Annotated in this window: 20 protein-coding genes, 1 rRNA gene and 1 other annotated feature; all 21 genes read left to right on the top strand. The window is 37.3% G+C overall.

What is annotated here, in order from left to right:
• The first annotated feature begins 241 nt into the window (after positions 1–241).
• The 21 genes from rrf to rplK all read left to right on the top strand — a co-directional run bounded on the left by rrf (position 242) and on the right by rplK (position 19007).
• Positions 242–359: ribosomal RNA gene (gene rrf, locus BQ6100_RS02830) — 5S ribosomal RNA — on the top strand.
• Positions 360–917: 558 nt separating this feature from the next.
• Positions 918–1382, top strand: coding sequence for a CtsR family transcriptional regulator (locus BQ6100_RS02835; protein WP_390622430.1), 465 nt, complete (start codon positions 918–920; stop codon positions 1380–1382).
• A gap of 27 nt (positions 1383–1409) precedes the next feature.
• Complete coding sequence (locus tag BQ6100_RS02840) at positions 1410–1958, top strand: UvrB/UvrC motif-containing protein (protein ID WP_075980286.1); 549 nt, start codon at positions 1410–1412, stop codon at positions 1956–1958.
• 2 nt (positions 1959–1960) lie between these two features.
• Positions 1961–3028 carry a protein arginine kinase gene (locus BQ6100_RS02845; RefSeq protein WP_075980287.1) on the top strand — a complete coding sequence of 356 codons (1068 nt, stop codon included), beginning with the start codon at positions 1961–1963 and terminating at the stop codon, positions 3026–3028.
• Between the two features lie 18 nt (positions 3029–3046).
• Positions 3047–5482, top strand: a complete 2436-nt coding sequence (clpC, locus tag BQ6100_RS02850; RefSeq protein WP_075980288.1) for an ATP-dependent protease ATP-binding subunit ClpC — start codon at positions 3047–3049, stop codon at positions 5480–5482.
• 201 nt (positions 5483–5683) lie between these two features.
• The gene (gene radA / locus BQ6100_RS02855; protein WP_075980289.1) at positions 5684–7063 is read left to right on the top strand and encodes a DNA repair protein RadA; all 1380 of its coding nucleotides are present in this window, start codon (positions 5684–5686) and stop codon (positions 7061–7063) included.
• 4 nt (positions 7064–7067) lie between these two features.
• Positions 7068–8141 (top strand): DNA integrity scanning diadenylate cyclase DisA, encoded by a 1074-nt coding sequence (gene disA / locus BQ6100_RS02860; RefSeq protein WP_075980290.1) that lies wholly within the window; start codon positions 7068–7070, stop codon positions 8139–8141.
• 249 nt (positions 8142–8390) lie between these two features.
• Positions 8391–9473, top strand: a complete 1083-nt coding sequence (locus BQ6100_RS02865) for a PIN/TRAM domain-containing protein (RefSeq protein ID WP_075980291.1) — start codon at positions 8391–8393, stop codon at positions 9471–9473.
• Positions 9474–9493: 20 nt separating this feature from the next.
• Positions 9494–10183 (top strand): 2-C-methyl-D-erythritol 4-phosphate cytidylyltransferase, encoded by a 690-nt coding sequence (gene ispD / locus BQ6100_RS02870; protein WP_075980292.1) that lies wholly within the window; start codon positions 9494–9496, stop codon positions 10181–10183.
• 17 nt (positions 10184–10200) lie between these two features.
• Positions 10201–10680 (top strand): 2-C-methyl-D-erythritol 2,4-cyclodiphosphate synthase, encoded by a 480-nt coding sequence (ispF, locus tag BQ6100_RS02875; protein WP_075980293.1) that lies wholly within the window; start codon positions 10201–10203, stop codon positions 10678–10680.
• A gap of 84 nt (positions 10681–10764) precedes the next feature.
• Positions 10765–12228: a glutamate--tRNA ligase gene (gene gltX, locus BQ6100_RS02880; protein ID WP_075980294.1), complete on the top strand. Its 1464-nt coding sequence runs from the start codon at positions 10765–10767 to the stop codon at positions 12226–12228.
• 46 nt (positions 12229–12274) lie between these two features.
• Positions 12275–12506 (top strand) — a binding site (T-box leader).
• A gap of 148 nt (positions 12507–12654) precedes the next feature.
• Positions 12655–13317 carry a serine O-acetyltransferase gene (gene cysE, locus BQ6100_RS02885; protein ID WP_173719882.1) on the top strand — a complete coding sequence of 221 codons (663 nt, stop codon included), beginning with the start codon at positions 12655–12657 and terminating at the stop codon, positions 13315–13317.
• On the top strand, positions 13307–14704 hold the full coding sequence (gene cysS, locus BQ6100_RS02890) for a cysteine--tRNA ligase (RefSeq protein ID WP_075980296.1): 1398 nt from the start codon (positions 13307–13309) through the stop codon (positions 14702–14704). Before cysE ends, cysS begins: the two co-directional genes overlap by 11 nt.
• Before the next feature lie 6 nt (positions 14705–14710).
• Positions 14711–15133, top strand: a complete 423-nt coding sequence (locus BQ6100_RS02895; RefSeq protein ID WP_075980297.1) for a Mini-ribonuclease 3 — start codon at positions 14711–14713, stop codon at positions 15131–15133.
• Positions 15130–15873 carry a 23S rRNA (guanosine(2251)-2'-O)-methyltransferase RlmB gene (rlmB, locus tag BQ6100_RS02900; RefSeq protein ID WP_075980298.1) on the top strand — a complete coding sequence of 248 codons (744 nt, stop codon included), beginning with the start codon at positions 15130–15132 and terminating at the stop codon, positions 15871–15873. Before BQ6100_RS02895 ends, rlmB begins: the two co-directional genes overlap by 4 nt.
• 2 nt (positions 15874–15875) lie before the next feature.
• Positions 15876–16382, top strand: a complete 507-nt coding sequence (locus tag BQ6100_RS02905) for an NYN domain-containing protein (protein WP_075980299.1) — start codon at positions 15876–15878, stop codon at positions 16380–16382.
• Positions 16383–16481: 99 nt separating this feature from the next.
• Complete coding sequence (sigH, locus tag BQ6100_RS02910; protein ID WP_173719883.1) at positions 16482–17117, top strand: RNA polymerase sporulation sigma factor SigH; 636 nt, start codon at positions 16482–16484, stop codon at positions 17115–17117.
• A gap of 185 nt (positions 17118–17302) precedes the next feature.
• A complete protein-coding gene (gene rpmG, locus BQ6100_RS02915; RefSeq protein ID WP_075980301.1) occupies positions 17303–17446 on the top strand; it encodes a 50S ribosomal protein L33 in 144 nt (47 codons plus the stop codon).
• Between the two features lie 55 nt (positions 17447–17501).
• The gene (gene secE / locus BQ6100_RS02920; RefSeq protein WP_075980302.1) at positions 17502–17684 is read left to right on the top strand and encodes a preprotein translocase subunit SecE; all 183 of its coding nucleotides are present in this window, start codon (positions 17502–17504) and stop codon (positions 17682–17684) included.
• 195 nt (positions 17685–17879) lie between these two features.
• Positions 17880–18413 (top strand): transcription termination/antitermination protein NusG, encoded by a 534-nt coding sequence (gene nusG / locus BQ6100_RS02925; RefSeq protein WP_075980303.1) that lies wholly within the window; start codon positions 17880–17882, stop codon positions 18411–18413.
• A gap of 168 nt (positions 18414–18581) precedes the next feature.
• Positions 18582–19007 carry a 50S ribosomal protein L11 gene (gene rplK / locus BQ6100_RS02930; RefSeq protein ID WP_141770133.1) on the top strand — a complete coding sequence of 142 codons (426 nt, stop codon included), beginning with the start codon at positions 18582–18584 and terminating at the stop codon, positions 19005–19007.
• Positions 19008–19057 lie beyond the last annotated feature (50 nt).

Raw genomic sequence — 19057 nt, forward strand, 5'->3', positions numbered from 1 at the left:
ACGTGGAGCTGACAAATACTAATCGATCGAGGACTTAACCAAATAGAAAAGCAGAGGCGACTGTTCAGCTTCGACAGACGTTGGAGAGCCGGCGCTGCAAATCCTGATTTTTGGATTTGTAGGGACGGATCGAAACGGCCAAGAAGCTAGGAGCCGGAGCTAGACAACTGATTACGAAGTAATTCTTTCTTCTTCCACATTATCTAGTTTTGAGAGAACAAACTCTCTAATTGAATAAAAGTCTGGTGGCGATAGCGAGAAGGCCACACCCGTTCCCATACCGAACACGGAAGTTAAGCTTCAAGAGCGCCGATGGTAGTTGGGGGTTCTCCCCCTGTGAGAGTAGGACGTTGCCAGGCAAAAATTAAAAAACAGTCCTTTGAGACTGTTTTTTTAATTAGGTTATATATTCTTTTAAATATGTTAATTTTCAGTGATCTTATCATATAGCCAAGGGATCCCAAAAAAGAATTTTTTTCCAGACAGAACTGAGAGAGAAGTAAATAGACTTATAACTTTCGTCAAGAAAATCAGTACTAATAAATTAATGAAGAATATCCTCCAATATAGGATGAATACTTTCAATAAACTCCCCCAATAAAGTCTTCCGACTATATTAGTCAATTCTCTATTTTACATTATTATTCCTTTTACTACCATTCTACTTTGTTGATTTAAAAACTAAGCATTTATTTTTTCGGTCGTATGCAATCATCGTCATTTCACATTAATTCAGAAATGTACTTGATCAACTTAAGCCCACCAATATTCAAAAATTTTTATGTAATATATACAACAGGTTTGAGAAGTTGATAAAAAGGAGAAGGTATTAGAGTGTTCTTCATCATTGCAAATACATATAAATATCATGTATAATTAATGTCAAATATAGTCAAAGTCAGAATGAGGGGGGAGGACTGATGAGAAATATTTCGGATATAATCGAAAGCTATTTGAAACAGGTATTAGAAATGAGCGATGAGGATATCGTTGAAATTAAAAGAAGCGAAATAGCAGATAAGTTTCGATGTGTTCCATCTCAGATAAATTATGTTATTAATACTCGTTTTACTATCGAAAAGGGATATGTTGTTGAGAGTAAGCGAGGTGGTGGCGGCTACATTCGAATTATTAAAGTACAGTCATATGATTATGCTCATTTAATTGATCAATTGCTCTCTCTAATACAGGATAGGATTTCACAAAATAGTGCTGAAAATGTAATTTTTCGATTAGTGGATGAAGAGGTAATAACAAAAAGAGAAGCAAAGATTATGTTAAGTGTTATTGATCGTTCGGTTCTTTATATAGACCTCCCGTATAGGGATGAACTACGGGCTAGAATGTTAAAAGCCATGCTTACCACAATAAAGTATAAGTAATGGAAGTCGGCAAGTGAGGTGTAGGAAATGATTTGTCAAGAATGTAATGAAAGACCAGCAACTTTACATTTTACAAAAATAAATAATGGTCAAAAAACTGAATTTCATTTATGTGAAAAGTGCGCTCAGGAGAAGGGTGAAAGTGCTATTTTAGGGAGCAATAAAGGTTTCTCCATTAACAATTTATTAGCTGGATTATTAAATATCGAACCCACCTTCCATGCCACAAAGCAAGCACCTTTTTATCAGCAAAATGTTTTGCAGTGTAATCAATGCTCAATGACTTATCAGCAATTTATACAGGTTGGACGTTTTGGATGTGCTCACTGTTATGAGGCATTTTCTGAACAATTAAAACCAATTCTTAGAAGACTTCATAGTGGAAATTGGACTCATACAGGAAAAATTCCAAAGAGAATTGGTGGTAATATTCACCTCCGTAAGGAACTTGAAGAATTGAAACAGAATTTAAAAGACTTAATTACTCGAGAGGAATTTGAAACTGCTGCCAAAGTTAGGGATCAAATCCGCTATTTAGAGGGTAAGATTAATGAAAGTAATGAAGGAGGGGAGTAGGTTTGTCTTTAGAACGATTTATTAATCAAGCTGTTAGTTCATGGATGAATGCAGAAGGTCCGGATTCAGACATTGTTCTAAGCTCCCGAATTCGTTTGGCTAGAAATCTAAGCGAATATAAATTTCCAACATTATTTTCTAGTGAAGAGGCCAATGATATTATTCGAATTATTGAAGAAAAAGCTAATAATTGGGATGTTGAAGGCATAAGCCAATTTGAACTATTGAAAATGGTTGAGCTGCAGCCTCTCCAAAAAAGAGTATTAGTAGAAAAGCATTTAATCAGTCCTACACTTGCTGAAGGTTCAGGTAATGGAGCATGCCTCCTTTCTGAAAATGAAGAGGTTAGTATAATGATCAATGAAGAGGATCATATTCGTATTCAATGCATTTTCCCTGGCTTTCAAATATCAGAAGCTCTGATTATGGCTAACACAATTGATGATTGGCTTGAAGAAGATGTAAACTATGCCTTTGATGAAAAAATTGGTTACTTAACAAGTTGTCCTACAAATGTTGGAACAGGTTTAAGAGCTTCCGTTATGATGCATTTACCCGCACTTGTATTAACTCATCAAATGAATCAAATTATCCCAGCTATAAACCAGCTTGGACTAGTTGTTAGGGGGATATATGGTGAAGGAAGTGAGGCCCTTGGAAATATATTTCAAATTTCAAATCAAATTACTTTAGGGAAATCAGAAGAGGATATTGTAGAAGATTTGAAAAGTGTTGTGGGTCAGCTTATTTCTCAAGAAAGGTCTGCTAGGGAAGCATTAGTAAAAACTTCAAACATACAATTAGAAGACAGAGTGTTTCGTTCATATGGGGTACTTTCCAACTGCCGAATTATTGAAACGAAAGAAGCTGCTAGATGCTTGTCTGATGTTCGGCTTGGGATTGATATGGGATATTTGAAGAATATTTCTAAAAATATATTAAATGAATTAATGATTTTAACTCAACCAGGATTTTTACAGCAATACGCAGGTGGTCCTTTAAGGCCTGACGAGCGTGATTTTCGTCGTGCTTCATTAATTAGAGAAAGAATAAATATGGAAAACGAATAGGAAAAGGAGGAAGAGAAAATGATGTTTGGACGTTTTACAGAAAGAGCTCAGAAGGTTCTTGCATTAGCTCAGGAAGAGGCAATTCGATTAGGGCATAATAATATTGGAACGGAACATATTTTACTCGGACTTGTTCGTGAAGGTGAAGGGATTGCTGCAAAGGCTTTATATGCTCTTGGTTTAGGTTCAGATAAAGTGCAAAAGGAAGTTGAGAATTTAATTGGTCGAGGCCAGGATGTATCACAAAGTATTCATTATACTCCAAGAGCAAAAAAGGTAATTGAGCTTTCCATGGATGAGGCTCGTAAATTGGGCCATTCCTATGTTGGAACAGAACATATCCTCCTTGGACTTATTCGTGAAGGTGAAGGGGTAGCTGCAAGGGTATTGAATAACTTAGGTGTTAGCTTAAATAAGGCCCGTCAGCAGGTACTTCAGCTCCTTGGTAGCAACGAATCTGGTAACCATCAAGGTGGTTCACCATCAAATGTTAATACACCAACATTAGATAGTTTAGCAAGAGACTTAACAGCCATTGCAAGAGAAGGTAGCCTTGATCCAGTGATTGGTAGAAGCAAAGAAATTCAGCGGGTCATTGAAGTGTTAAGCCGAAGGACGAAAAACAATCCGGTACTAATTGGGGAACCTGGCGTAGGGAAAACAGCGATTGCTGAAGGGCTTGCACAGCAAATTGTCGACAATGAAGTTCCTGAAATCCTCCGTGACAAACGCGTTATGACTCTTGATATGGGAACAGTTGTAGCTGGTACAAAGTATCGTGGAGAATTTGAAGATCGATTGAAAAAGGTCATGGACGAAATCCGCCAAGCAGGAAATATTATTCTATTCATTGATGAGCTTCATACATTAATTGGGGCAGGAGGAGCAGAGGGGGCCATTGATGCATCGAATATTTTGAAACCCTCCCTAGCGCGTGGAGAGCTTCAATGTATCGGAGCGACAACCCTTGATGAATATCGAAAATATATTGAGAAGGATGCTGCCCTAGAGCGTCGCTTCCAACCTATTATGGTAGATGAGCCAACATCTGAAGAATCTATTCAAATATTAAAGGGTTTACGAGATCGTTATGAGGCCCATCATAGAGTATCGATTACAGATGATGCGATTGATGCTGCTGTCAAGCTATCGGACCGATACATCTCAGATCGTTTCTTACCTGACAAAGCAATTGATTTAATTGATGAGGCTGGATCAAAGGTTAGATTACGTTCATATACAACTCCTCCAAACTTAAAAGAGCTTGAACAAAAGCTTGAGGCTGTTAGAAAGGAAAAGGATGCAGCTGTTCAAAGTCAGGAATTTGAAAAGGCAGCATCTTTAAGAGATTCCGAACAACGTTTACGTGAACAGCTAGAAGAAACAAAAAAAGGTTGGAAGGAAAAACAAGGACAAGAAAATTGTGAGGTAACTGTAGAGGATATCGCTAATGTTGTTTCAAGTTGGACTGGAATTCCAGTCTCAAAACTGGCCCAAACAGAAACGGAAAAACTTTTAAAGCTTGAAGAAATTTTACACGATCGAGTTATTGGCCAAGAAGAGGCAGTAATTGCAATTTCTAAAGCAGTTCGCCGTGCTAGAGCAGGTTTAAAGGATCCAAAACGTCCAATTGGTTCATTCATCTTCTTAGGTCCAACTGGTGTAGGGAAAACAGAGCTGGCTAGGGCATTGGCAGAGGCTATGTTTGGTGATGAGGATGCCATGATTCGGATTGATATGTCTGAATACATGGAAAAACATTCAACTTCCAGACTTGTTGGTTCACCTCCTGGATATGTAGGATATGAGGAAGGTGGACAATTAACGGAAAAGGTACGTAGAAAACCTTATTCTGTAATCTTACTAGATGAAATTGAAAAAGCTCATCCAGATGTATTTAATATTCTTTTACAGGTATTAGAGGATGGACGATTAACTGATTCTAAAGGAAGAACAGTAGATTTTCGAAATACGGTATTAATTATGACCTCAAATGTTGGAGCACAAGCATTAAAGAGAAATAAATATGTTGGATTTAACATCCAAGATGGGGAACAAGATTATAAGGATATGAAAGGGAAGGTTATGGAAGAGTTGAAGAAGGCCTTCCGTCCAGAATTCCTAAATCGTATTGATGAAATCATTGTTTTCCATGCTTTAGAGAAGAAGCATTTAAAAGAAATCGTAACATTAATGTCAGAACAGTTAACGAAACGATTACAAGAGCAAGATATCGCTCTTGAATTAACCGATTCCGCAAAAGAAAAAATTGCTGATGAAGGATACGATCCAGAATATGGAGCTCGCCCATTGCGTAGAGCCATTCAAAAACATATAGAGGATCGGTTATCCGAAGAACTTCTAAAAGGAACCGTATTAACTGGTCAAAATATCATTATTGACGTGGAAAATGGTGAATTCGTGGTAAAGACGAGTGAAACTGTAAATAAGTAAAAATGATAAACACGATTGTAAAATAAAATTACAAAGAATGAAACTACTTCAGGAAGGTACACGTAATATTATACGTGTGCCTTCTCATTTTAAGGAATTCTTTAAATGAAAATAATAAATATTTATTGGATTCATATATAAGAATATAAGATTCAGTATTATATGGGGCTGTCTATTTTGAAGGAAAAGAGGTAATAAATTTTGGCCAAGAGAAAGACGAAATTTATGTGTCAGGAATGCGGTTATGAATCCCCAAAATGGATGGGGAAATGCCCTGGTTGTGGACAATGGAATAAAATGGTCGAAGAGGTGGAAAAGGTTACTTCCCCTAGAAGAGGAGCCTTTTCACACTCCAGTGGGTCTGAAATCGTATCAAAGGCAAAGCCTATTACAGCAATAGAAACGGAAAGTGAGCCGCGTATACATACAGATTTATTAGAATTAAATCGTGTCTTAGGTGGTGGAATTGTAAAGGGTTCATTAGTTCTAATTGGCGGAGACCCAGGGATCGGAAAGTCAACCTTACTTCTACAAGTATCCTCTCAGCTTGCTAATAAGAATTACTCTACACTTTATATTTCAGGAGAGGAGTCATTAAGACAAACGAAACTTAGGGCAGAGAGATTAGGTATATCTTCAGACAATTTATTAGTATATGCTGAGACCAACTTGGATGACATTAATCGAACGATTGAAGAGGTAAACCCTACATTTGTGATCATCGATTCTATCCAAACCATTTTTCACCCCGATATAACTTCTGCTCCGGGAAGTGTCTCACAGGTAAGAGAGTGTACGGCAGAATTAATGAGAATTGGAAAAACAAAGGGAATTGCGATATTCATCGTCGGGCATGTTACAAAAGAGGGTTCCATCGCTGGACCAAGATTATTAGAACATATGGTAGATACCGTTTTGTACTTTGAAGGGGAACGCCATCATACCTATCGAATTCTTCGCGCTGTAAAAAACCGTTTCGGTTCCACAAATGAAATGGGAATTTTTGAAATGAAGGAATTTGGTTTAGAAGAGGTTGAAAATCCTTCTGAGATATTTCTAGAAGAACGTTCAGAAGGAGCGTCGGGTTCAACAGTTGTTGCATCTATGGAGGGAACTCGCCCAGTACTAGTAGAAATACAGGCTCTTATTTCCCCAACGAGCTTTGGCAATCCGAGGAGAATGGCTACAGGCATCGACCATAATCGAGTGTCACTACTCATGGCCGTATTAGATAAACGTGTTGGAATGCTTTTACAAAATCAGGATGCCTATTTAAAGGTAGCTGGTGGTGTGAAGATAGACGAACCTGCCATCGATTTAGCAATTGCTGTTAGTATTGCTTCAAGCTTTAGGGATAAACCTACAAGAACTACTGATTGCATCATTGGTGAAGTTGGATTGACTGGTGAAGTACGTAGAGTATCGAGAATTGAACAAAGGGTTCAAGAAGCGGCAAAATTGGGATTTGAAAGAGTAATTTTACCAGCCAATAATATTGGGGGATGGAATGTTCCAAATGGAATTGAACTCATAGGTGTTTCTTCTGTTTATGAAGCTCTTCAAGCGACATTAGGAGGATAAAATAGTGGAGAATAAAAAGCTGAGTGAATCAACAATTAGTGAAATCCTGCAATTTATTGCCCCTGGTACACCTATTCGTGAAGGGATTGATAATGTGCTTAGAGCCAATACAGGTGGGCTCATTGTATTAGGCTATAACGATAAGGTAAAGTCGATTGTTGATGGGGGATTTCAAATCGACTGTCCCTTTTCTCCAAGCTATTTATATGAATTGGCAAAAATGGATGGGGCAATTATTTTAAATGAAAAGGGGAATAAAATATTAATTGCAAATGCTCAGCTTGCGCCTGACCCTAGTATCCCATCATCTGAAACGGGAATGAGGCACCGTACGGCGGAAAGAGTTGCCAAACAAACAAAGGCACTCGTTTTAGCAATCTCTCAACGTCGGAATGTTATCACATTATATCAAGGTAATATTCGTTACGCATTAAGAGATATTGCAGTTATTCTTACAAAGGCAAATCAGGCAATTCAAACATTAGAAAAATATAAAGTAGTTCTAGAGCAAAGTATTACTGGTTTGAGCATTTTGGAGTTTGAGGAAGTAGGGACCTATGGAGATGTATTGCAGGTCTTTCACCGCTTTGAAATGGTTTTTAGGATTAAGAATGAGCTTTTAACATACTTAAGTGAATTAGGGACCGAGGGAAGGCTCATTCGTCTCCAGATGAATGAAATACTGATAAATCTAGAGCATGAAGCGGGACTCATTATTAAAGACTATGCACATTCGAAAGAGATTAAGCCGAATGAAGTGTTAAAACGCCTACAGGAGCTTTCTTCAGGAGGTGCTTTAGAGGATTCAACCATTCTAAAACTATTGGGATATCAGGGTTATATCCATATTGATGAGTTTAAATGTCCAAGAGGTTATCGGGTTCTCCACAGAATTCCAAGACTACCACCTGTGATTATAGAGAATTTAATTGATCATTTTAAGGAATTGCCAAAGATTATCTCTTCAACGGTTGAGGAATTGGATGATGTGGAAGGAATAGGTGAGGTAAGGGCTAGGAAAATTAAGGATGGATTGAAGTTATTAATGGAGCAATATATTGCAGACAGACAAATATAAATAGACGATTGAATTGAAAATATCATTATGATAAAATGAATAATTTAATTATTTGACACTGCTATTTTGCGATGCTACCCTTATGGTGTGACACTGATTAAATCTATTTGTTAGAATCGTTCTTATTAGGAAATAATACTTAGTTACAGCTAAATAATATTTCAAAACAATAACAAATGATAAAAATGTATGTTACATTAGGTTTCATTTTCATGAATTTGATTATAATGAATAAAAGGAGGTGAAAGGATGTTAAAACGAATAGTTCAAGCCTGTTTTATCATAACAGGGGGGACGCTCGGAATTATTTTAATGCCTAACTTGTACACTCGTTGGGATTTAATCGACATTCCTCTAATTAATAATCCTTATGTATCCGCCATTATTGGTGCAATTATTTTTTATTTAATAACTTTTTGGGCGGTTGATTATATTATAGACTTTGTCAAATGGTTAGAGGAGTCTCTTGTTAAAGCTCCTATTACGGATCTGATTTTTGGAAGTGTTGGGTTAGGATTTGGATTGGTGATTGCCTTTTTAATAGGCTATGCATTAAATGCCATCGAGGTACCAATTTTAAATACTGTAGCTCCTATTCTGTTAACTCTCCTTTTTGGTTATTTAGGATTTCAAGTAGGTTTTAAGAAAAGAGATGAATTATTGACCCTTTTCTCGAGTAAGAAGAAAAAGGCTGGAGAGGAAGAGTCAGATAAAAAAGGCAGTAATACTCTGAAATTATTAGATACCAGTGTCATTATTGATGGTCGGATTGCTGATATTTGCCAAACAGGATTTCTTGAGGGGACCATTGTGATTCCACAATTTGTCTTGGAGGAATTACAACATATTGCTGATTCTTCTGATGTGTTAAAACGAAACCGAGGTCGAAGAGGCCTGGATATATTAAACCGTATACAAAAGGAATTGTCTATCAAAGTGGAAATTTATGAAGGAGACTTTGAAGATATTCAAGAGGTAGACAGTAAGCTTGTAAAATTGGCGAAGATTACGAATGGAATCGTTGTAACAAATGATTTTAACTTAAATAAGGTTTGTGAACTACAGCAGGTTTCGGTATTAAATATTAATGACTTAGCAAATGCCGTTAAACCAGTTGTTCTTCCGGGCGAAGAAATGCATGTTCAAGTAATAAAAGATGGGAAGGAACACAACCAGGGCGTTGCTTATTTAGATGATGGAACGATGATTGTTGTTGAGGATGGTCGTGATTATATTGGTAAGCATATCGATGTTCTTGTAACGAGTGTGTTACAGACATCTGCTGGTCGAATGATTTTTGCCAAGCCCAAATTGCTAGAAAAAGCGTTGTAGAATAGATTGGAGTTTTTAACATGGCTTATCAAGTCATTATTCCTGCAGCTGGGCAGGGAAAGAGAATGGGAGCAGGGAAGAACAAGCTATTGTTAGAAATTAATGATACTCCTATTTTCATTCTTACGTTATCTATTTTTGAAAAGGATGACCGGTGTGATGGAATCTTTTTAGCTATCCACCCTGACGACCGAACACTATTTCAATCCTTAATAAAAAGGTATCATATCACAAAGGTTCGAGGATTAGTACTTGGTGGCAAGGAAAGACAGCATAGTGTTTATGCAGCATTGAAGGAAATAAAGCAAGAAGGAATTGTTCTTGTGCATGATGCGGCAAGACCGTTTATTGATCTTCCTCTTATCTCCAAGCTTATTGATACAGCTGAAAAGGAAGATGCAGCAATTCTTGCAGTACCTGTGAAGGATACCGTTAAAAAGGTGTTTAATAATCAAGTCGTTGAGACAATTGAACGATCTAGCTTGTGGGCGGTTCAAACCCCACAAGCTTTTCGTATGTCACTACTTCTTCAAGCCCATAAAAAGGCTGAAGAGGAAGGGTTTATTGGGACAGATGATGCTAGCTTAGTGGAGCAAATCCCTCATTCTATTGCGATTGTGGAAGGAAATTATGATAACATTAAGTTAACAACACCTGAGGATTTATACTTTGCTGAAGCAATCCTAAGGAAGCGGCAAATGAATATTTAATTTAAAGGAGATTGAGCATGTTTAGGATTGGACAAGGTTTTGATGTACATCAATTAACAGAAGGCCGCCCGTTAATAATTGGTGGAATCCAAATCCCTTATGAAAGAGGGTTACTAGGCCATTCAGATGCTGATGTTCTTTTACATACAATCGCGGATGCAGTTTTAGGTGCTATCGGGGAAGGGGATATTGGAAGGCATTTTCCTGATACAGATCCGGCTTTTAAAGATGCGGATTCTGCCAAGTTATTGGCACATGTATGGGGAATAGTAAAAGATAAGGGTTATGATCTAGTAAACATGGATTGTACAATTATTGCACAAAAGCCAAAAATGGCACCTTATATTGGGAAAATGAAAGAAAGAATAGCGGAAATCCTGGATACGAATATTAATCAAATTAATGTAAAAGCTACAACAACTGAAAAGCTTGGATTTACAGGTAGAGGCGAAGGAATTGCAGCACAAGCAGTTGCATTGCTGAAAAAAGCTGAATGATGGAAATTTCCCTTTATTTAAGAATTTACGAATGATAAAATAAATCAGTTAGTGTTAATTGTGATATGCATGGAGGAATGAAAAATGTCAAATCAAATTCGTGTGCGCTATGCACCGAGTCCCACAGGACATTTACATATAGGGAATGCCCGAACTGCGTTATTTAATTATTTATTTGCTCGAAATCAAGGGGGCAAATTTATTATTCGAATCGAAGACACCGATAAAAAACGCAATATTGAGGGTGGAGAAGAAAGCCAATTAAAATATTTGAAATGGCTTGGAATGGATTGGGATGAAGGTGTAGATGTTGGGGGAAAATACGGACCTTATCGTCAATCTGAACGCAATGATATTTACAAAAAATATTATGAAGAGTTATTAGATAAAGGGCTTGCTTACAAATGCTACTGTACAGCAGAAGAATTAGAGGCTGAACGTGAGGCACAAGCAGCTGAAGGCAATGACATGGCCGGATATTCAGGTAAATGTCGTCACTTAACAGCAGATGATATTGAAAAGCTTGAGTCTGAAGGAAGACGTCCAAGTATCAGATTCCGTGTTCCTGAGGGAAAGGTTTATGCATTTTCAGATATGGTAAAGGGCGATGTTTCATTTGAGTCTGACGGAGTGGGTGGAGATTTTGTTATTGTCAAACAAGATGGAACGCCGACTTATAACTTTGCAGTTGCTGTAGATGACCATCTAATGGAAATCTCCCATGTCCTTCGTGGCGATGATCATATTTCCAATACACCAAAGCAATTAATGATTTATGAGGCTCTTGGCTGGGAACCACCAATATTTGGTCATATGACGCTAATTGTAAATGAAAATCGAAAGAAGCTTAGTAAAAGGGATGAGTCTATCATTCAGTTTATTGAACAATACGAAGAATTAGGGTATTTACCAGAGGCATTGTTTAATTTTATCACCCTACTTGGATGGTCTCCAGCTGGTGAACAGGAAATCTTTACTAGGGATGAGTTTATAGAAAAATTTGATGCTAATCGTCTTTCTAAATCTCCTGCTTTATTTGATAAGCAGAAGCTTACATGGATGAATAACCAATATATGAAAAAGCAAGAGTTAGACACAGTCGTTGAGCTTGCTGTTCCACATTTAGTCAAAGCGGGACTCGTAAGTGAACATATGAGTAATGATGAATCACAATGGGTTCGTGGATTGGTAGATCTGTATCATGATCAAATGAGTTATGGTGCCGAAATTGTATCGTTATCTCAATTATTCTTTAAAGAGGAACTTGAGCTTGATGAAGAAGCAAAAGCAGTTGTTTCAGGGGAGCAGGTTCCTGTGGTATTAGAAGCATTTTTAAATGAAATTGATAATCTTGAGGATTTCGAAGCCCCAGCTATTCAAGCTTCCATTAAAGCGGTGCAAAAAGAAACAGGTCAAAAGGGGAAGAATTTATTTATGCCAATTCGGGTAGCAACCACTGGTCAAACTCATGGCCCTGATCTTCCAAAATCAATAGCCTTACTTGGTAAAGAAAAAGTTAAAAACCGTATTAAGAGCATTTTGGGTTAACATATTGGAAAAAATATAATATAGTAAAAGTAATAATTTCATTAACAAAAAAATGATGATGAGGAAAAGTAGAAAAGCGATGCTTATTAGAGAGAACCATCACCGGCTGCAAGTGGTTTAGGCCTCTCACTTTTTGAAGTGCCCCTCTGAGTCCCATTTCGAAAAACAGTCAACTGGTCAGTAGATATGGGCGGATCCCATCCGTTACAAGGTAAGAGTTGAGACTAATTTTAGTTAGTCTAATCAGAGTGGAACCGCGCTAATAAAGCGTCTCTGTCATTATTGACAGGGACGCTTTTTTTATCAAAACAAAAGGGATGCATTTCTTGATTGGTAAACAAAATACGATTCGTTTTTCCATAGAATATAGAGGTCTTATGAATACAACCAGAAATACATAATTTTAAATATGATTGGAGGGGAGCAATAATGTTTAAAATGCTAAAGGAAGATGTAGAGGTTGTCTTTGAGCAAGACCCTGCTGCTAGAACGTATCTAGAGGTTATTTTAACCTATTCAGGCTTACATGCTATCTGGGCTCATCGTATTGCCCATGCTTTATATAAAAGAAAGTGGTTTTTCTTAGCAAGGGTACTTTCACAAACAAGCCGATTTTTTACAGGAATTGAAATTCATCCAGGAGCAACGATAGGGAGACGTTTCTTTATTGATCACGGGATGGGAGTAGTCATTGGAGAAACATGCGAAATTGGTGATAATGTTTCTGTGTTTCAGGGCGTAACTCTAGGAGGAACAGGTAAGGAAAAGGGAAAAAGGCATCCAACGATTAAAGATAACTGCTTAATTGCTACAGGAGCAAAGGTGTTAGGCTCTATTACAGTTGGGGAGAATTCTAAAATTGGTGCCGGTTCTGTCGTATTAAAGGATGTTCCAGGAAATTCAACTGTGGTTGGAATTCCCGGTCGAGTAGTCATTCAGGATGGGGTTAGAATTGGAAAGGATTTGAATCATTGTGATCTTCCAGACCCTGTTTCAGACCGTTTTAGAGAACTTGAAAATGAAATTAGGAATTTAAAAGCGGAATTAGGAGAACTCAAGCAAGAAAGGAGTATATCAAGTGGCCATTAAAATTTATAATACATTATCGAGAAAAAAAGAGGACTTTATCCCACTAGAAGATGGAAAGGTTAAGATGTATGTTTGTGGACCAACTGTTTATAACTATATTCATATAGGGAATGCGAGACCGGCCATTGTTTTTGATACTGTTAGGAGGTATTTTGAATTTAGAGGATATGATGTTCAGTTTATTTCCAACTTTACAGATGTGGACGACAAACTTATTCGAGTTGCTAACGAGTTGGGGGAAACCGTACCAAAGATAGCAGACCGATTTATTAAAGCGTACTTTGAGGATGTATCTGCACTTGGCTGCAGAAAGGCAGACGCTCACCCTAGAGTAACAGAAAGCATGGATATTATTATTGATTTCATTCAGGCGTTAGTGGATAAAGGATTTGCTTATGTATCAGAAGGGGACGTGTACTACCATACTCGTAAATTTGATGAATATGGGAAGCTATCCCATCAATCTATAGATGATCTTCGTTCTGGTGCAAGAATTGCAGTCGGTGAGAAGAAAGAGGATGCATTAGATTTTGCTCTATGGAAGGCGGCTAAAGAAGGTGAGATCCATTGGGAAAGCCCTTGGGGTAAAGGCAGACCGGGATGGCATATTGAATGCTCAGCCATGGTGAAAAAATATCTAGGTGATACAATTGATATACATGCTGGGGGACAAGATCTCACCTTCCCTCATCATGAAAATGAAATTGCCCAATCCGAAGCATACACTGGTAAAACATTTGCAAAGTACTGGATGCATAATGGTTACATTAATATTGATAATGAGAAAATGTCCAAATCCTTAGGAAACTTTATATTAGTTCACGATATTATTAAAAAGCATAATCCTCAAGTATTAAGATTTTTCATGTTATCGGTACATTATCGGAACCCAATTAACTATTCAGAGGAATTGTTAGAGAATACTGCTTCTGCTTTAGATAGAATTAAAACTTCATATCAAAATTTAAAGCATCGTAAGGATCTTAGTACGAATCTAACAGATTCAAACCAAGAGTGGCTTACCCAAATATCAGAATTACATGAGCAGTTTATTCGCGAAATGGATGATGACTTTAATACAGCTAATGGTATTTCTGTTCTATTCGAGTTATCAAAACTAGCCAATTATTATCTGATGGAGAAAAATACTGCAACTGAAGTAATTGAAGCCTTGATGAAAGAACTTGAGGATCTCTTCCAAGTGTTGGGCCTAGAACTTGAACAAGAGGAATTATTAGACGAAGAAATTGAAGTGCTTATTGAAAAGCGGAATCAGGCTAGAAGGGACCGAGATTTTCAATTATCGGATCAAATACGAGATCAGCTAAAAGAGATGAATATTATTTTAGAAGACACTCCTCAGGGTACACGTTGGAAAAGAGGATAAACCGGGATGCTTGAATATGATCATAAAATAGATGCAAAACAATTAAATAGCTTAGCCCTCGCCTATATGGGTGATTCAGTTTTTGAGATATACGTAAGGCACCATTTATTGCAATTAGGTCAGGTAAGACCTCATCAGCTCCATAAAGAGGCGACTAAATACGTCTCAGCGAAGGCACAAGCGGCCATAATCCATTACCTTCTAGAAGAAGGATTGCTGAGCGAGGAAGAAATTGCAATTGTGAAAAGAGGCAGAAATGCAAAATCAGGTTCTGTCCCCAAAAATACGGATGTGCAAACATATAGGTATAGTACGGCATTCGAGGCGCTCATTGGTACTTTATATTTGTTGGGTGAGGAAGAAAGACTAGATCAATTAATTTCTATTGCCTTTCACCAGGTTGAAAAGAAGGGAGGAATACAGAAATGAATCAGGATTATATTATTGGAAAAAACCCTGTAATAGAAGCCATAAAATCAAATCGAGATATAAATAAAATATTAATTGCTGAGGGCTCGCAGAAGGGTCAGATGCAACAAGTAATCGGTCTTGCAAAAGAATCAAATGTTCTTGTTCAATTCGTACCGAGAAAGAAAATTGATCAGTTGGTGGATGGAAACCACCAAGGTGTTATCGCTCAGGTTGCCGCTTATCAATATGCAGAATTGGATGATTTATTTCGAACTGCAGAAGAAAAGAATGAAACTCCTTTCTTTATTTTATTGGATGAAATCGAAGACCCTCATAATTTAGGCTCCATAATGAGAACGGCTGATGCAGTTGGCGCCCATGGGATTATTATTCCAAAGCGCAGAGCGGTAGGGCTAACAGCAACTGTTGCAAAGGCCTCTACTGGTGCAATTGAATATATTCCAGTCGTTCGAGTGACGAATATGTCAAGAACCATTGATGAGTTAAAAGAACGTGGGATTTGGATTGCTGGAACAGATGCTAAAGGAAAAGAAGACTATCGTCAATTTGATGGAAACATTCCCTTAGGGTTGGTCATCGGAAGCGAAGGAAAAGGAATGGGACGTCTTATTCGTGATAAATGTGATTTTCTCATTCAACTACCAATGGCTGGTCATGTCACTTCTTTAAATGCATCGGTAGCGGCAGCGTTGTTGATGTATGAGGTATATCGTAAACGTCATCCTCTTGAGGGATAATAATGGACATCCTTTTGGTAGATGGTTATAACATAATTGGGGACTGGCCGGAATTAAAGATGTTGAAAAACAAGGATCTAGCGGCAGCAAGGGATCGCTTAATTGAAAAAATGGCAGAATATCAAGCATACTCAGGTTTCCGTGTGATTATTGTATTTGATGCTCAGTTTGTTAAGGGTACAGCAAAGAAAATAAAAAATAGCAAGGTGGAGGTCATATTTACAAAGACTAATGAAACTGCGGATGAAAGAATTGAAAAGCTTGCCATTAGCTTAAATAACCGAAAAACTCAAATACATGTAGCTACTTCTGATTTTACAGAGCAATGGGCCATTTTTGGACAAGGGGCCTTGCGTATCTCCGCAAGAGAACTTCTTAATGAAATGGAGTCCGTTGAAAAAAAGATAGAAACTAAGGTAAAAAAAATACAAGATAAAAAGCCAGCATCAAAAATCCCACTTAGTGATGAAGTGGCAGAAATTTTTGAAAAATGGCGCAGAGGACAGTAAACGATTGTTGACGCTTTCAAAATAACTGCTGTATAATATTTTTATCTATGCTTGTGCGGTCGGAGGGATCCTTTAGTGAGTGCGGACTACCAGACAAAAATCAACGAAAAATATATTAACTATATCCAATATGAAGATGAAGAATTAGTTGATTTAGTGCACAAAGGTGAAAGTGACGCATTAGATTACTTAATTCACAAATATCGTAATTTTGTGCGTGCTAAAGCAAGAACATACTTTTTAATTGGTGCTGATAAAGAGGATATTATTCAAGAGGGTATGATTGGGCTCTATAAGGCCATTCGCGATTTTAAAGAGGACAAGCTTACTTCCTTTAAAGCCTTTGCTGAGCTCTGCATCACAAGACAAATCATAACAGCGATTAAAACAGCTACAAGGCAAAAGCATATCCCGTTAAATTCGTATGTTTCCTTGGACAAGCCTATTTATGATGAAGAATCAGATCGTACATTAATGGATGTAATTTCCGGTGCTAAAGTAATGGATCCTGAAGAGCTTATCATTAATCAGGAAGAATTTGATCAAATAGAGATTAAAATGTCTGAGCTCCTTAGTGATTTAGAGCGTAAAGTTCTCTCTCTCTATTTGGATGGTCAGAGTTATCAAGAGATTTCAGAGGAATTAAATCGCCACGTTAAATCGATTGACAATGCTTTACAGAGAGTGAAAAGAAAGCTTGAACGATATCTTGAGGTAAGAGAGTTTACGTTGTAAATAAGAAAGAAATAAGACAAGTACCTGGTAAAAAGGCAAAGTTCACTTGGGTACTTGTCTTATGCTTGTTGCACCAGTCCAGTCCATACGGCTCTAAAAGACGTATCCGCTTTTCTAGGTTGACACTAATCCTTGTCCATGTTACATTTTTATAGATGTAATAGATAGTTTTGAAGGTGAAGAGATTGAGGAAAAAAATTGTTCTTGCTTGTGTTGATTGTGGTAGTCGTAATTATTCAACAATGAGCAAAAAAGAATCAGAACGTCTAGAATTGAAGAAATTTTGTAGTACATGTAACAACCACACGATTCACCGTGAGACGAAATGATTTATTTTTATAGATATTAAGGCTATCTCGTATGGGATTTGGAGGTTTAAAGTAAATGCAACGCATAGTTGGTTTTTTTGGTGATGTTGGGCGTGAAATGAGAAAAGTAAGTTGGCCGAAACGTAAAGAGCTAACAAATTATACGATTACAGTTATCACAACTGTCGTTTTCTTTTCTATCTTTTTTGCAGTTATAGATTTAGGTATTTCTAAATTGATTCGTTTAATCCTTGAATAACTCCTAAGCACTCATGGTATAATGGGGATAACAAAGGAAATTTTAACAAAAGCCCGGAAACGGGTTTTTTAATTTGTGTAAAAATAAATAGCTTATACTGCATTTTGACAAAATAACCTAAACAAGACTTCTAGGCATTTATGAAGAATAAGCTGATAAAAATTATAGGGAGGGAAGGACTTATTGTCCTGCTAAATGGAAAAGAATTGGTATGTAGTTCATACATATTCGGGCTACGAAAATAAAGTAAAAGCAAATCTTGAAAAGCGCGTTGAATCTATGGGAATGCAAGATAAGATTTTTCGTGTTATTGTCCCTGAAGAAGAAGAAACAGATTTTAAAAATGGCAAAAAGAAAGTTGTAAAAAGAAAGGTATTTCCTGGATATGTACTAGTTGAATTAGTCATGACGGATGATTCTTGGTATGTGGTAAGAAACACGCCAGGTGTTACGGGTTTTGTTGGATCAGCAGGTTCTGGATCGAAACCGACTCCGTTGTTACCTGAGGAAGTAGTAGTCATTCTTAAACGTATGGGTGTCGATGAAAAACGAGTGGATATTGATTTCGAAATTGGAGAAACGGTCAAGGTTAAAGAAGGTCCGTTTGCTAATTTCACTGGCTCTATTGAAGAAATGGATAAGGATAAATCAAAATTAAAAGTTCTCGTCAACATGTTTGGTCGGGACACTCCGGTAGAATTGGAATTTACCCAAGTTGAAAAATTATAACTTGAAAAACTTGAAATTGAAATGAAAAAGTGATAATATTTCATAGGTCAGTATGTCTCTGTTAGAGACTGACTTTGTCAAGTTCTTTATTTAACATATAAAGACTATAAGTTGAGTGGGAGGGTGAATCCCTATTACCACATCACGGACTTTAAGGAGGTGTGTCTCGTGGCTAAAAAAGTAATTAAGATTGTAAAATTACAAATCCCTGCAGGTAAAGCAAATCCAGCACCACCAGTTGGTCCTGCACTTGGTCAAGCCGGTGTAAATATCATGGGATTCTGTAAAGAGTTTAATGCTCGTACGGCTGATCAAGCTGGCTTAATTATTCCTGTTGAAATCACGGTATTTGAGGACCGTTCATTTACATTTATTACGAAAACTCCGCCTGCTGCTGTTCTATTAAAAGTTGCAGCTGGAATCCAATCTGGATCTGGTGAACCTAACCGTAATAAAGTAGCGACAGTTAAGCGTGATAAAGTACGCGAGATTGCGGAACAAAAGATGCCTGATCTAAACGCAGCAAGCGTAGAAGCAGCTATGCGTATGGTAGAAGGTACTGCACGCAGCATGGGTATCGTTATCGAGGACTAATGCTAGTGTGAATGGCTAATGACTGACAAAAGGTTGCGACGTTGAATTTG

Source organism: Bacillus massilinigeriensis, assembly GCF_900117315.1.
Classification (GTDB): domain Bacteria; phylum Bacillota; class Bacilli; order Bacillales; family Cytobacillaceae; genus Bacillus_BE; species Bacillus_BE massilionigeriensis.